General features: G+C 68.0%; 12 protein-coding genes. 7 read left to right on the top strand and 5 right to left on the bottom strand.

Annotation, left to right across the window (positions count from 1 at the left end; translation table 11 throughout):
* Positions 1-9: 9 nt before the first annotated feature.
* A complete protein-coding gene (gene rpoB, locus ACFJGU_RS11895; RefSeq protein WP_092548017.1) occupies positions 10-3,498 on the bottom strand; it encodes a DNA-directed RNA polymerase subunit beta in 3,489 nt (1,162 codons plus the stop codon).
* Positions 3,499-3,758: 260 nt separating this feature from the next.
* Between rpoB and ACFJGU_RS11890 the strand changes: the two genes are divergently transcribed.
* The 4 genes from ACFJGU_RS11890 (at position 3,759) to ACFJGU_RS11875 (ending at position 6,985) form a co-directional block, all read left to right on the top strand.
* Positions 3,759-4,646 (top strand): spermidine synthase, encoded by an 888-nt coding sequence (locus ACFJGU_RS11890; protein ID WP_382303748.1) that lies wholly within the window; start codon positions 3,759-3,761, stop codon positions 4,644-4,646.
* A gap of 113 nt (positions 4,647-4,759) precedes the next feature.
* Positions 4,760-5,863 carry a PQQ-dependent sugar dehydrogenase gene (locus ACFJGU_RS11885; protein WP_382303747.1) on the top strand — a complete coding sequence of 368 codons (1,104 nt, stop codon included), beginning with the start codon at positions 4,760-4,762 and terminating at the stop codon, positions 5,861-5,863.
* A 105-nt stretch (positions 5,864-5,968) separates the two neighbouring features.
* Positions 5,969-6,457: a hypothetical protein gene (locus tag ACFJGU_RS11880; protein WP_175494074.1), complete on the top strand. Its 489-nt coding sequence runs from the start codon at positions 5,969-5,971 to the stop codon at positions 6,455-6,457.
* Between the two features lie 9 nt (positions 6,458-6,466).
* Positions 6,467-6,985: a SprT-like domain-containing protein gene (locus ACFJGU_RS11875; protein WP_382303746.1), complete on the top strand. Its 519-nt coding sequence runs from the start codon at positions 6,467-6,469 to the stop codon at positions 6,983-6,985.
* Between the two features lie 9 nt (positions 6,986-6,994).
* Here the strand turns inward: ACFJGU_RS11875 and ACFJGU_RS11870 are convergent, their stop codons facing one another.
* Positions 6,995-7,297 (bottom strand): DUF427 domain-containing protein, encoded by a 303-nt coding sequence (locus ACFJGU_RS11870; protein ID WP_382303745.1) that lies wholly within the window; start codon positions 7,295-7,297, stop codon positions 6,995-6,997.
* A gap of 27 nt (positions 7,298-7,324) precedes the next feature.
* The gene (locus ACFJGU_RS11865; RefSeq protein ID WP_382303744.1) at positions 7,325-7,903 is read right to left on the bottom strand and encodes a 2-phosphosulfolactate phosphatase; all 579 of its coding nucleotides are present in this window, start codon (positions 7,901-7,903) and stop codon (positions 7,325-7,327) included.
* 59 nt (positions 7,904-7,962) lie between these two features.
* Here ACFJGU_RS11865 and ACFJGU_RS11860 point away from each other — a divergent pair, with 59 nt between their 5' ends.
* The 3 genes from ACFJGU_RS11860 (at position 7,963) to ACFJGU_RS11850 (ending at position 11,010) form a co-directional block, all read left to right on the top strand.
* Positions 7,963-8,508, top strand: a complete 546-nt coding sequence (locus ACFJGU_RS11860; protein ID WP_382303743.1) for a hypothetical protein — start codon at positions 7,963-7,965, stop codon at positions 8,506-8,508.
* Positions 8,505-9,173, top strand: coding sequence for a DUF1684 domain-containing protein (locus ACFJGU_RS11855; RefSeq protein WP_382303742.1), 669 nt, complete (start codon positions 8,505-8,507; stop codon positions 9,171-9,173). The genes ACFJGU_RS11860 and ACFJGU_RS11855 overlap by 4 nt, the downstream gene beginning before the upstream one ends.
* A gap of 223 nt (positions 9,174-9,396) precedes the next feature.
* Complete coding sequence (locus ACFJGU_RS11850) at positions 9,397-11,010, top strand: DEAD/DEAH box helicase (RefSeq protein WP_382303741.1); 1,614 nt, start codon at positions 9,397-9,399, stop codon at positions 11,008-11,010.
* Positions 11,011-11,257: 247 nt separating this feature from the next.
* Here ACFJGU_RS11850 and ACFJGU_RS11845 read toward each other — a convergent pair whose 3' ends face one another.
* Together ACFJGU_RS11845 and ACFJGU_RS11840 are read right to left on the bottom strand one after the other, a co-directional pair.
* Positions 11,258-11,722, bottom strand: a complete 465-nt coding sequence (locus tag ACFJGU_RS11845; protein WP_382303740.1) for a YdeI family protein — start codon at positions 11,720-11,722, stop codon at positions 11,258-11,260.
* Between the two features lie 156 nt (positions 11,723-11,878).
* Positions 11,879-12,418 (bottom strand): NUDIX hydrolase family protein, encoded by a 540-nt coding sequence (locus tag ACFJGU_RS11840; RefSeq protein WP_092548044.1) that lies wholly within the window; start codon positions 12,416-12,418, stop codon positions 11,879-11,881.
* Between the last annotated feature and the right edge of the window lie 57 nt (positions 12,419-12,475).

Below are 12,475 nucleotides of genomic sequence, written 5' to 3'. Positions count from 1 at the left end.
GTTGCCGGCTCAGATGTCGTCGATGGACGACGACTCGAAGCGGCTGGAGATGTTGATGCCGAGCTCCTCGGCGGCACGGAAGACCTCGTCGTCCGTGTCGCGCAGGCTGACCGCGGTGCCGTCTGCCGAGAGCACCTCGACGTTCAGGCAGAGCGACTGCATCTCCTTGATGAGCACCTTGAAGGACTCCGGGATACCGGGCTCCTGGATGTTCTCGCCCTTGACGATCGCCTCGTAGACCTTGACGCGGCCGAGGATGTCATCCGACTTGATGGTCAGGAGCTCCTGCAGCGCGTACGCGGCACCGTAGGCCTCGAGGGCCCACACCTCCATCTCACCGAATCGCTGTCCACCGAACTGCGCCTTACCACCCAGCGGCTGCTGCGTGATCATCGAGTACGGTCCGGTCGAACGGGCGTGGATCTTGTCGTCGACCAGGTGGTGCAGCTTCAGGATGTACATGTAGCCGACCGAGACGGGCTCCGGGTACGGCTCGCCGGAGCGGCCGTCGAAGAGCTGCGTCTTACCGGAGGAACCGATCAGTCGCTCGCCGTCACGCGTGAGCGTGGTGGAGTCGAGCAGACCCGCGATCTCCTCCTCGGAGGCGCCGTCGAACACGGGGGTGGCGACCTTCGTGCCGGGAGCGGCGGAACGCGCCTGCTCAGGCAGGTTCGCGGCCCACTTCGGCTTGCCGTCGACCTCCCAGCCCTGCTTCGCGATCCACCCGAGGTGGGTCTCGAGCACCTGACCGAAGTTCATACGGCCCGGGATACCCATCGGGTTCAGCACGATGTCGACCGGAGTTCCGTCGGCGAGGAAGGGCATGTCCTCGACCGGGAGGATCTTCGAGATGACACCCTTGTTGCCGTGGCGGCCGGCGAGCTTGTCACCCGCGGTGATCTTGCGCTTCTGGGCGATGTAGACCACGACGCGCTGGTTGACGCCCGAGCCGAGCTCGTCGTCGTTCTCGGCCGAGAACTCCTTGACGGCAATGATCGTTCCCTCTTCACCGTGAGGCACCTTGAGGCTCGTGTCGCGAACCTCGCGGGACTTCTCGTTGAAGATGGCGCGCAGCAGACGCTCCTCGGCGGAGAGCTCGGTCTCACCCTTCGGCGTGACCTTGCCCACCAGGATGTCGCCGGGACGGACCTCGGCGCCGATGCGGATGATTCCGCGCTCGTCGAGGTCGGCCAGCAGCTCCGGGCTCACGTTGGGGAGGTCACGGGTGATCTCCTCCTTGCCGAGCTTGGTGTCGCGGGCATCCACTTCGTACTCCTCGATGTGGATCGAGGAGAGCACGTCGTCCTTCACCAGGTTCTGGCTGAGGATGATCGCGTCTTCGAAGTTGTGACCCTCCCACGGCATGAACGCCACGAGGAGGTTCTTGCCGAGCGCCAGCTCACCGTTCTCGGTGGCCGGGCCATCCGCGATGACCTGACCCGCTTCGATCCGCTCGCCTTCGGCGACGATCACGCGGTTGTTGTACGACGTGCCCTGGTTGGAGCGGTCGAACTTGCGCAGGTAGTAGGTCTCGGTTCCGGCGTCGTCGAGCAGCACGGTGACGGAGTCGGCGGACACCTCCTGCACCACACCGGCGTTGTTCGCGGTGACCACGTCTCCGGCGTCGATGGCGGCGAAGCCCTCCATACCGGTTCCGACCAGCGGCGACTCCGAACGGAGCAGCGGCACGGCCTGACGCTGCATGTTCGCACCCATGAGGGCGCGGTTCGCGTCGTCGTGCTCGAGGAACGGGATGAGCGAGGTCGCGACCGACACCATCTGGCGCGGCGAGACATCCATGTAGCCGATGTCCTCGTGCGGGAAGAGGTCGACCTCTCCGCCCTTCTTACGGGCGAGGACGCGGGGCTCGGCGAACTTGGCGTCGGCCGTCAGCGGCGCGTTGGCCTGGGCGACGATGTACTCGTCTTCCTCCGACGCGGTCAGGTAGTCGATGTTCGCCGTGACCACACCGTCGACGACGCGACGGTACGGGGTCTCGATGAAACCGAAGGAGTTGATCCGCGCGAACGACGCGAGCGAACCGATCAGGCCGATGTTCGGGCCTTCCGGGGTCTCGATCGGGCACATGCGGCCGTAGTGCGACGGGTGCACGTCGCGAACCTCGACGCCGGCACGCTCACGGCTCAGACCACCCGGGCCCAGCGCCGAGAGACGACGCTTGTGCGTCAGACCGGCGAGGGGGTTGTTCTGGTCCATGAACTGCGACAGCTGGCTCGTTCCGAAGAACTCCTTGATCGCGGCGACGACGGGTCGCACGTTGATCAGGGTCTGCGGGGTGATGGCCTCGATGTCCTGCGTGGTCATGCGCTCGCGGACGACGCGCTCCATGCGGGACAGACCCGTGCGGACCTGGTTCTGGATGAGCTCGCCGACAGCGCGGATGCGACGGTTGCCGAAGTGGTCGATGTCGTCGACGTCGAGACGGATCTCGACCGGCTTGCCGTCGCGCACGCCGTTCAGCGTGGTCTGGTTGTCGTGCAGGGCCACCAGGTACTTGATCGTCGCGATGATGTCCTGGTTCGTGAGAACCGAGTCGCTCAGCGGGGCGTCGATACCGAGCTTGCGGTTGATCTTGTAACGACCCACCTTCGCCAGGTCGTAACGCTTGGGGTTGAAGTAGAAGTTGTCGAGGAGCGCACGCGCGGCCTCGGCAGCGACCTGCTCGCCCGGACGGAGCTTGCGGTAGATGTCCTTCAGAGCCTCTTCCTTGGTGAGGATGGAGTCCTTCTCGAGGGTGGCCTCGATCGAGGCGTAGCCCTTGAACTCCTCGAGGATCTCTTCGCTCGTGAGGCCGAGGGCCTTGAGGAAGACGGTCACCGACTGCTTGCGCTTGCGGTCGATGCGGACGCCGACCTGGTCGCGCTTGTCGATCTCGAACTCGAGCCAGGCACCGCGGCTCGGGATGATGCGTGCCGAGTAGATGTCCTTGTCGGAGGTCTTCTCGGGGGTGCGCTCGAAGTACACGCCGGGGGAACGGACCAGCTGAGACACGACGACACGCTCGGTGCCGTTGATGATGAACGTGCCCTTCTCGGTCATGAGCGGGAAGTCGCCCATGAAGACCGTCTGGGTCTTGATCTCACCGGTCTGGTGATTCATGAACTCGGCCTCGACGTAGAGGGGAGCCGCGTAGGTCTTGCCGCGCTCCTTGCACTCGTCGATGGTGTACTTCTCCGGCTCGAGGAACGGGCTGGTGAAGCTGAGCTGCATGGTCTCGCCGAGGTCTTCGATCGGAGAGATCTCCTCGAAGATCTCATCGAGACCGGAGTGGCTCGGCAGGTCTTGACGACCAGCCGCCTTGGCTTCCGCGACGCGTGCCTTCCACACGTCGTTTCCGACCAGCCAGTCGAAGCTCTCGGTCTGCAGAGCGAGCAGATCGGGAACGGTCAGCGTGTCGGTGATCTTGGCGAACGAGAGCCGTGAAGCGGCCCGACCGTTCTTGGGTGAATTGGTGGTTGCGTTGCGCGCAGCAGCCAAGGAAATAACCTCCGTGGGCCCCGTCGGGCCTAGTGTTACTGACGGTCGATGTTGTGTCGAGAACTCCGCAGACATGGTCTGAACCCGCAATATGGTTCTAGAGTGTTGCTGCACGGTATGGTGTGGAACCTGTCCGCGCGGCTGCCGACCACAATATGAAGGCATGGGTTTTCTGGGAGCGCAAAGAACCACTATAGGTGATTCGGACACGCCTGTCCAGTCGATATCTTGACCAGTTCGGATTTCTCAGGTATAACCGCGTGAAGCACACCGGCTCTCCCCCTCCCTCGCATCCCTCGGTTCGGCTCCAGGACGGGCTTCTCGCCACGATCGAAGAGGATCGTTTCCGGCCGGGATCGCAGGTTCTGATCGTCGACGGCACTCCGCAATCGCACGTCGACGTCGACGATCCCACCTACCTCTCCTTCGAATACGTGCGCCGGATCGGGCACGGGATCGATCTCGTCGCGCCTCCCGGTTCGCCCATCACGGTTGTGCACCTGGGTGGCGGGGCGTTCACGCTGCCGCGCTACGTCGAGGCCACCCGCCCGGGCTCGCGCCAACAGGTGGTGGAGATCGACAGTTCCCTGGTCTCCTTCGTCCGGGAGCACCTTCCGTTGCCGCGGTCGGCGAGCATCCGGGTGCGGCACGGGGATGCGCGGTCCGTTCTGGAGAAGTTCCCGCCGGGCCTTCGGGGCAGCGTCGACGTGGTCGTGGTGGACGTGTTCGCGGGAGCGCGCACGCCGGCGCACGTGACGAGTGCGGAGTTCTACCAGGCCGTGGCGGGTATCCTCTCCCCCACCGGGATCGTGGCCGTGAACGTCGCCGACGGCGCGGGCCTGGCCTTCGCGCGGAGCCAGGCCGCCACGCTCTCGCACGTGTTCGAGTCGGTGGCGCTGGTGGTCGATCCGCAGATGCTGAAGGCGCGGAGGTTCGGGAACGTCGTCGCATTCGCCTCGGCGGCTCCGCTGCCGTTCGACGCATTGCCGCGGTTGGTGGCGGGCGATCCGGTGCCGGCGAAGGTCGTGGAGGGCCGGGAGTTGCGGAACTTCATCGCGGGGGCGCCGGTGTCGACCGATCAGACATCCACCCCGTCGCCGGCTCCCGCTCGGAGCATTTTCCAGGTAGACCGGAAGAAGGCGACCTAGAGCGACGCGATGACATGACGTCGCGGGAGGGCGAGGCGATGGTGACGAGGCGTATCGGCGTCGGCGCGTGTGTCGCTGCCCTTTCCGTCCTTCTGCTCGCGGGGTGCAGCGGCGTGCCGTCTCCGTCTCCGAGCGCTTCGGTCTCCCCTGCGGCTTCGCCCGCGGCATCCGCCACGCCGACGCCGACGCCTACTCCGACTCCGACACCGACCGCCTCGCCGGTCGAGGACCTCGGGCCGCTCGTGCCGTCGGGCGATCCGGTGCCGATCGCGTCGAATCTGCCGGCGCCGTGGTCGATCGCGCGGTTGGCCGATGGGTCGTTGCTGGTCAGCGAGCGCGATTCCGGCGTGATCGTCGAGATCGTGGGCGGCGCGGCCGTGCCGCTGACCACCGTTCCCGGAGTGGCGGCTGCGGGGGAAGGCGGACTGCTGGGCCTCGCGGCGCTGGAGGACGCATCCGGCAGCTATCTGTACGCCTACTTCACCTCCGACACCGACAACCGAGTCGTGCGGATGCCGCTGGCCGGGTCGGCGGGGGCGCACACGCTCGGCGCGCCCTCCGACGTGCTGACCGGGTTGCCGAAGGCCTCGAACCACAACGGCGGGCGGATCGCGTTCGGGCCCGACGGCATGCTCTACGTCACCGCGGGCGACGCGAGCAACGGGTCGAACGCGCAGACGCTCGACTCGCTCGGGGGCAAGATCCTGCGGGTGACGCCGACCGGGGCCGTGCCCGCCGACAATCCCTTCCCGGGTTCTCCGGTGTGGACTCTCGGGCACCGCAACCCGCAGGGCATCGCCTGGGCCGCCGACGGCACCATGTGGGCCGCGGAGTTCGGACAGGACACCTGGGACGAGATCAACCGCATCACGCCGGGCTCGAACTACGGCTGGCCGGTCGTGGAAGGGCTCGCCGGCGACCCGGCGTTCGTCGATCCGATCGTGCAGTGGCCCACGGATGACGCCTCGCCCTCGGGGATCGCTGTGGTGGGCGACACGATCTTCATGGCCGCACTCGGCGGTGAACGCCTCTGGACGATCGGCTTCGACGGCACCGCGGCCGAGTGGTACGGCGGCGGGCAGCTCGGGCGGGTGCGCGACGTGGTGCGCGGCCCCGGCTCGACGGTGTATCTGCTCACGAACAACACCGACGGGCGCGGGTCGCCACGGCCCGGCGACGACGTGCTGTACCAAGTGAATCTGGTGCCTGCGGGGTGAGTCGCGACCCTCGATCGGGGCGCGGCAAGTACCCTTGACGCGACGGGACCCGAGCCCCCGACACAGCACCTGGAGCACGAACTGAGCATCATCACCGGTTACGACATGACCACCCTTCGCGAGAAGGTCGATCTCGACGCCGTGAACGAGCGGCTCGAGGAACTCGGCAAGCTCCGGAGTCTCTCCGCGCTGAACGAGAAGGTCGTCCTGCTGCGCCTCAGCGGGCAGCTCGACGAGGCGTTCGTCGTCGCGAACGAGGCCGTGCGTCAGGCGCGCTTCTCGGGCGACCGGGAGCAGGCGCTGGGGGCGCGCATCCGTCGGGCCCAGGTGCAGCAGTACCAGGGCAAGTACGCGGCCGCGCTGCAGGAGCTCTCGCTCTGCGTCGAGGAGGCGCAGACGCACGAGTGGGGCTCGCTCGAGGCCACCGCCACGCTCAGCCGGGGCAAGGTGCACTTCGAGATGAAGGAGTTCGAGCCGGCGCTCGTGGACTTCAAGGCGGCCGTGTTCCTGATGGAGCGGCTCGGAGCATCCATCGATCAGCTGGAGAGTTCACTCGTGGCCGTGGCCGTGACCGAATCGTTCCTGACGGCCTAGGCTCTTCCGGTGGCAGATCTCACGCGCGTGACGACCTGGGCGAACGCCCTGATCGCCCTTCATCTGGATGCGCGGGTGTGGTCGTTCGGGTTCGACAACGCGAAGACGCGGGCCGGGCAGTGCAACTACACGGCGCACCGGATCACGGTGTCGCGGTATCTCGCGGCGCGGTACGAGGACGACGAGATCCACCAGATCCTGTTGCACGAGGTGGCGCATGCGCTCGCCGGGTCTGCCGCTGCGCACGGGCCCCGGTGGGTGGAGATCGCGCGGTCGATCGGGTACGAGGGGTCGCGGCTGCACGACGGAACGCGGGCCGACGAGCTGGCGCCCTGGGTGGGGCGCTGCCCGGCCGGCCACGAGTTCTATCGGCACCGGCGGCCCGCGGCCCGGCTCTCCTGCAGCCTGTGCGCCCGCGGGTTCAGCTCGGCGCACCTCATCACGTGGACTCGCCGCGACGTCGCCGCCGTGCGCCGCAGCGCCGCCCGCACGGCTCAACGCACGACCGGCGCCCAGCGCTCCGCGTGACGCCAGAGGTCAGTCGGTGACCTGGACTTCCTTCCAGAAGGCGACGTAGTTGCTGAAGTCCTTGCCGACGCGGTCGAAGGCGGTGGGGTAGGGGTGCGGGTAGCTCCACGCCCGATCCTGGAGCGACGCGTCACCGTCTTTCACGTTGAAGTATTGGCACTCGCCCTTCCACGGGCAGGTGTAAGGGGTCGGGCTCTTCTCGAGGAGCTCCGCGTTCACGCTCGACGGCGGGAAATACCAGTTGCCCTCGATCGCGATCAGGTCTTCTTTGGGTGCTTCGGCGATGACGGTGCCGCCCAGGACTGCCTTCATATGGTGACCTCCAATGTCACCACAACGCTACGCCCTGTCGGCGGTCCGGATGCTGTCGACCCGATCCGAGCTGTCGATCGCGGTCGCGGCTGCGACGTCGGCGGCGAGTCCCCGCGCGATCCACTCCTGACCCGCAGCCGAGGCCGAGACGAGATGGCCGACAGCGCCGCGCAGACCCGTGAACGCCCCACAGGCCGCAGCGGCCTCGGGCGAGGAGTAGTCGATGCCGAGGGTCGCGAGGGCATCGACGATCGCGCCCGCGAGCAGGAAGTCCTCGACCGCGAACTGGCCGTCGGCACGCGCGGGCGTGAGGATGGCCACCATCGCGCGGTCGCCGCGCCGCGCCTGCTCCTCGAGCACGGCACGGGCCACCGCGGTGCGCCCGCGGAAGTCGGTCGGGAGGAGGAGAACGTCACGACCGGCTGTGGGGAGGTTCGTGTCACTCTCCTCCTCCCGAAGCGCGTCCGCGAGCACGACGACGTGCGCGTCGGCCACGAGCGCACCGATGACGGCCGGATCGGATGTCGGCACTCCCACGTGCAGGCGCACCTGGTAGCGGGACTGGGACGAGACGGCGACGACTCCTGCGTCGGTGATGCTGGGCATCCGGCGATTTTACCGGCGCCCGTGTTGGTGCGCGCGCGTGAGAGGGAGATGATGAGACGGTGCGCGTTCTGCTGAAGTTGATCCTCGACTGCGATCCCGATGCGGCGTGGCGCGCCATCCGCAGTCCTGCCGTGTTCCGCGAGGTGTCGAGTCCGCTGGTGGAGATCGAGTCGCTCGCCGCCGACGGGTTCCCGACCGTGTGGGAGCCGGGACAGCATCCCGTCGCCATGCGCGGCGGAGGCGTCATCCCGATGGGCAAGCAGATCATCCGGCTGACGTTCGAGACCGCGCAACGCGGTGACGTGCGCATCCTGCACGACTCGGGGCAGGGCGTCACCGGAGCGGTGAGCGCGATCCGGCTGTGGGATCACCGGATGGCCATCGCGCCCGATCCGGCAGGCACCGGGAAGACGCTCTACCGCGACCAGTTGATCGTCAAGGCGGGCCTGATCACCCCCGTCGCCTGGTACAGCCTCTGGGCGTTCTGGCAGTGGCGCGGTCGGCGCCTCCGCGCGCTCGCCCCGACGTGGGCCTACGATTTCCCCGCACCGGATGACGCATCCGAAACCGTGCAGGAGGAGACGACTGTGGAGGACAAGTCATGAATGCACGCGCCACGACCGCACTCGAGACGGCCGACTGGCGTCGACGCGTGTTCAGCATCTACGAGGAGGTGCGGCGCCTCCGCGGAGTGGATGCCGTGGAAGCCCACGAATTCTGGCGCGAGGCGCGCGACGATCTGTTCCGGATGCATCCAGCCTCCCCGCTGCTGCCCGAGGACCTCGAAGGCTTCGGCGGTCTGCCGATCGCTCCCTACGATCCGGCGTGGAGCTTCGACGTGGAGATCGAGGAGGTGGCAGAGGACGACCCGCGCCCGCGCCACTTCGACTTCGAGACGGGCACCGACGGCGTCGTGCCCTTCGACCTGCTCGGGATCGCGCGCATCGAGGGCGTCGGCACCCTCGACGTCTGGCGCCTCACCTCCTACGGCGGTGGCCTCTTCATCCCGGTCAAGGATGCGCTCGCCGGCAAGCCCGGCGGCACCTACGGCGGCGGCCGCTACCTGGTCGACACCATCAAAGGCGCGAGCCTCGACCAGAACGTGGTGCTCGGCGTGGGGAGCAACTCCACCCTCGTGCTCGACTTCAATTTCGCCTACAACCCGTCGTGCGCCTACGACCCCGCCTGGGCGTGCCCGCTGGCCCAACCGGGCAACCGCGTGCCTGTGGAAATACCCGTCGGTGAGAGCTACCCGGGAGACGTGCACTAGGCTTGAGGTACTCGTGGGCTCGACAGAGAGTCCCGTGCGTCGAAAGAACGCTCCCTCTTCACTCTGATCCAGGAACCGTCGTCACAGCATCGCTGTCGTCGGGGCGGATCATTTGCAGATACTTCTTGCGGCGAACGGATGCACCGTCGGTGCGTTCGCCAAACATCCGAGTGAGCCTTCTTTCCAGCTGCGCGCACCGGACTGATGCCTGAAAGGCACCACGTTGTCCAACACCCCCTCATCCTTCAGCGCGCTCGGCGTGCCCGCTCCCCTCGTCGCCTCGCTCACCGCGAGCGGCATCGTGGAGCCGTTCCCGATCCAGGTCGACACGCTTCCTGACACCTTGAACGGCCGCGACGTGCTCGGCCGCGGCAAGACCGGCTCGGGCAAGACCCTGGCCTTCTCCATCCCGATGGTCGCCCGTCTGGCCGGCCAGCTCGCCGGCGGCAAGCGCCGCCCCGGCCACCCCGTCGGCCTCATCCTCGCGCCGACCCGCGAGCTCGCCACTCAGATCGACGCGGTGCTCGCGCCCCTCGCCAAGGTCTACAACATGACCACCACCACCATCTTCGGCGGCGTCTCGCAGGGCCGTCAGGTCACCGCGCTGAAGGCCGGCGTCGACATCGTCGTGGCCTGCCCCGGGCGCCTCGAAGACCTCATGAAGCAGGGCTTCGTGTCGCTCGACGCCGTGGAGATCACCGTGCTCGACGAGGCCGACCACATGGCCGACCTGGGCTTCCTGCCCGTCGTCACGCGCATCCTCGACAAGACCCCGCAGTCGGGTCAGCGTCTGCTCTTCTCCGCCACCCTCGACAACGGCGTGGACAAGCTCGTGCGCAAGTTCCTCCACAACGAGGTGCTGCACTCGGTCGACGAGGCCAACTCGCCCGTCGCCGCGATGACCCACCACGTGTTCGAGACCGAGTCGGTCGAGTCGAAGCGCGTTCTGGTGGAGAAGCTGGCCTCCGGAACCGGGCGCCGCATCCTCTTCATGCGCACCAAGCACCACGCGAAGAAGCTCGCGAAGCAGCTGACGGATGCCGGCATCCCCTCGGTCGACCTGCACGGCAACCTGTCGCAGGTGGCCCGAGACCGCAACCTGGCGGCGTTCTCGGCCGGCAGCGTGCGCGTCCTCGTAGCGACGGATGTCGCAGCCCGCGGTGTGCACGTCGACGACATCGAGCTCGTCATCCACGTCGACCCGCCGGCGGAGCACAAGGCGTACCTGCACCGCTCGGGCCGTACCGCTCGCGCGGGTTCGGCCGGCGACGTCGTGACGATCATGCTGCCGGCCCAGCGCAAGGACGTGAAGGATCTGCTCCGCAAGGCGGCGATCACCGTCACCCCCGAGGTCGTATCGGCCGACTCCGCGTCGGTCAACGCCCTCGTCGGCGAGGTCGCCGCGTACGTGAAGCCGGCTCCGCGCACCACCAACCAGCTGCCGGCATCCGGTCAGCCGCGTCGTGGTGGGCAGGGCGGCTCCGGCCAGGGCAATGGCGGCTCCAACGGCGGCGGCTCGCAGGGCGCCAACGCGCAGCGCAAGCGCGCTCGTCGTGACGGCGAAGGTCAGGGTCAGGGCGCGGGTTCGCGCTCCGGTCAGGGCGCGGGTTCGTCGGGCGGCCGCGGTCGCGGCGGCAACGGCGGCGGTGCCGCCGGCGGCAGCCGCTCCTTCTACAGCACCTCGACCGATCGCCCGGCCTCGGGCTCCGGCGAGGGCGGCGGACGCCGTGGCGGCCAGGGCGGTTCTGGTGCCGGCGCTGCCGGTACCGACCGCCCCCGTTCCTCGGCGGCATCCTTCTCGGCCGGCAGCAACGGCGGCCGTCGCCGCACCCGCTAGCTGCCTCGGGGCCGCGCTACGCGCGGCCTCCTCGTCGAAAAAGGCCCGCGGCTTGCAATCTCGTTTCCCAGACACGTCGGGACGTGGATGTAGGCCGCGGGCCTTTTTCGACGACCCAGGGTGACGGCGAGGCCGCGCCAGCGACCTCACCGTCACATGTCGCCTCGCGCCGCAGAAGCGGCGGCGCGAGCAAGAAGGGCCCGCCCAGCCGAAGGCCGGGCGAGCCCGAAGGGCGGCGGGGCGGTACCTAACCCTTTGGTGGCGACTGCGGGTACACCGTCTCGTGCCGCGCCAGTTGCTCCACGAAACCCTCGATGCGGCGGGCGCGCGTTTCGGGGCGCTTGGCGTTGACGGTGCGGAAGAGGATCGCGTAGCGGTTCTGAGCCGAGAGGGTGGCGAAGAACGCCTTGGCCTCGGGGTTCGCGTCGAGGGCGGCGACGAGGTCGTCGGGCACTTCGATGTTCTTCGACGAGGCGTAGGCCGCATCCCACCGGCCGTCGGCCTTGGCACGTTCGATCTCTCGGAAGCCGCCGTCGCGCATCCGGCCCGCCTCGATCAGCGCGGCGACCTTCACCCGGTTGATCTGCGACCAGAGGCTCTTGGACCGCCTGGGGGTGAACGTCTGCAAGAAGTAGTCGTCGTCGAAGGAGTTGCGTCGCGCGTCGATCCAGCCGTGGCAGAGGGCGACATCGAGCGCCTCGAGATGGCTCACCGTCGTGTGCGAACTGCCCTTCTTGGCAATGGCGAGGCGCACACCGTCGGAGGAGTCGTAGTTCTCGGCGAGCCACGCCTCCCAGGCAGCGGCATCCGCGAAGTAGTGGATGTCCCGCTCGTCGATGATGCGCCTCCCCGGTGGATGTCTCCGAGGCTAGGGCAGACGTCCGACAGAGGCCAGCGCCGAGCGTAACAGACTGCCGCGACCGCCCTCCATCTCGGCCGAGATGGCCTCGGCCGCTGCTTCCTCGGGCGTCATCCAGGTGAGTTCGAGCGCATCCTGCCGCGGCTCGCAGGTGCCGGTGACGGGAACCACGTAGGCCAGCGAGACCGCGTGCTGGCGCTCGTCGTAGTAGGCCGAGACACCCGGCAGCGGGAAGTACTCCGCCACCTGGAAGGGCACCGGGCTCGCCGGAAGCTGCGGGAAGGCCATCGGTCCGAGGTCTTTCTCGAGGTGCCGGAAGAGGGCGTCACGGAGGGTCTCGCCGTACATCACCCGGCCGGAGACGAGCGTGCGGGTGATGGTTCCGCTCGATCCCACTCGCAGCAGCACACCGACCTCGACCACCTGGCCGAGCCCGTCGACGCGCACCGGAACGGCCTCGACGTAGAGCAGGGGAAGCCGCTGCCGGATCTCCGCGAGTTCACTGTCGCTCAGCCAGCCGGAGTTGGGGTCGGGGGTGCGAACGCTCATAGTCCATTCTTACCCGCTCGCCCGGTGCCCGGGTGCGCGACAGGCCCCCGATTACGC

It is taken from the genome of Herbiconiux sp. UC225_62 (genome assembly GCF_042694625.1).
GTDB lineage: Bacteria > Actinomycetota > Actinomycetes > Actinomycetales > Microbacteriaceae > Herbiconiux.
The sequence above is the reverse complement of the archived record's forward strand: the minus strand, read 5'-3'. Positions and strand labels throughout refer to the sequence as shown.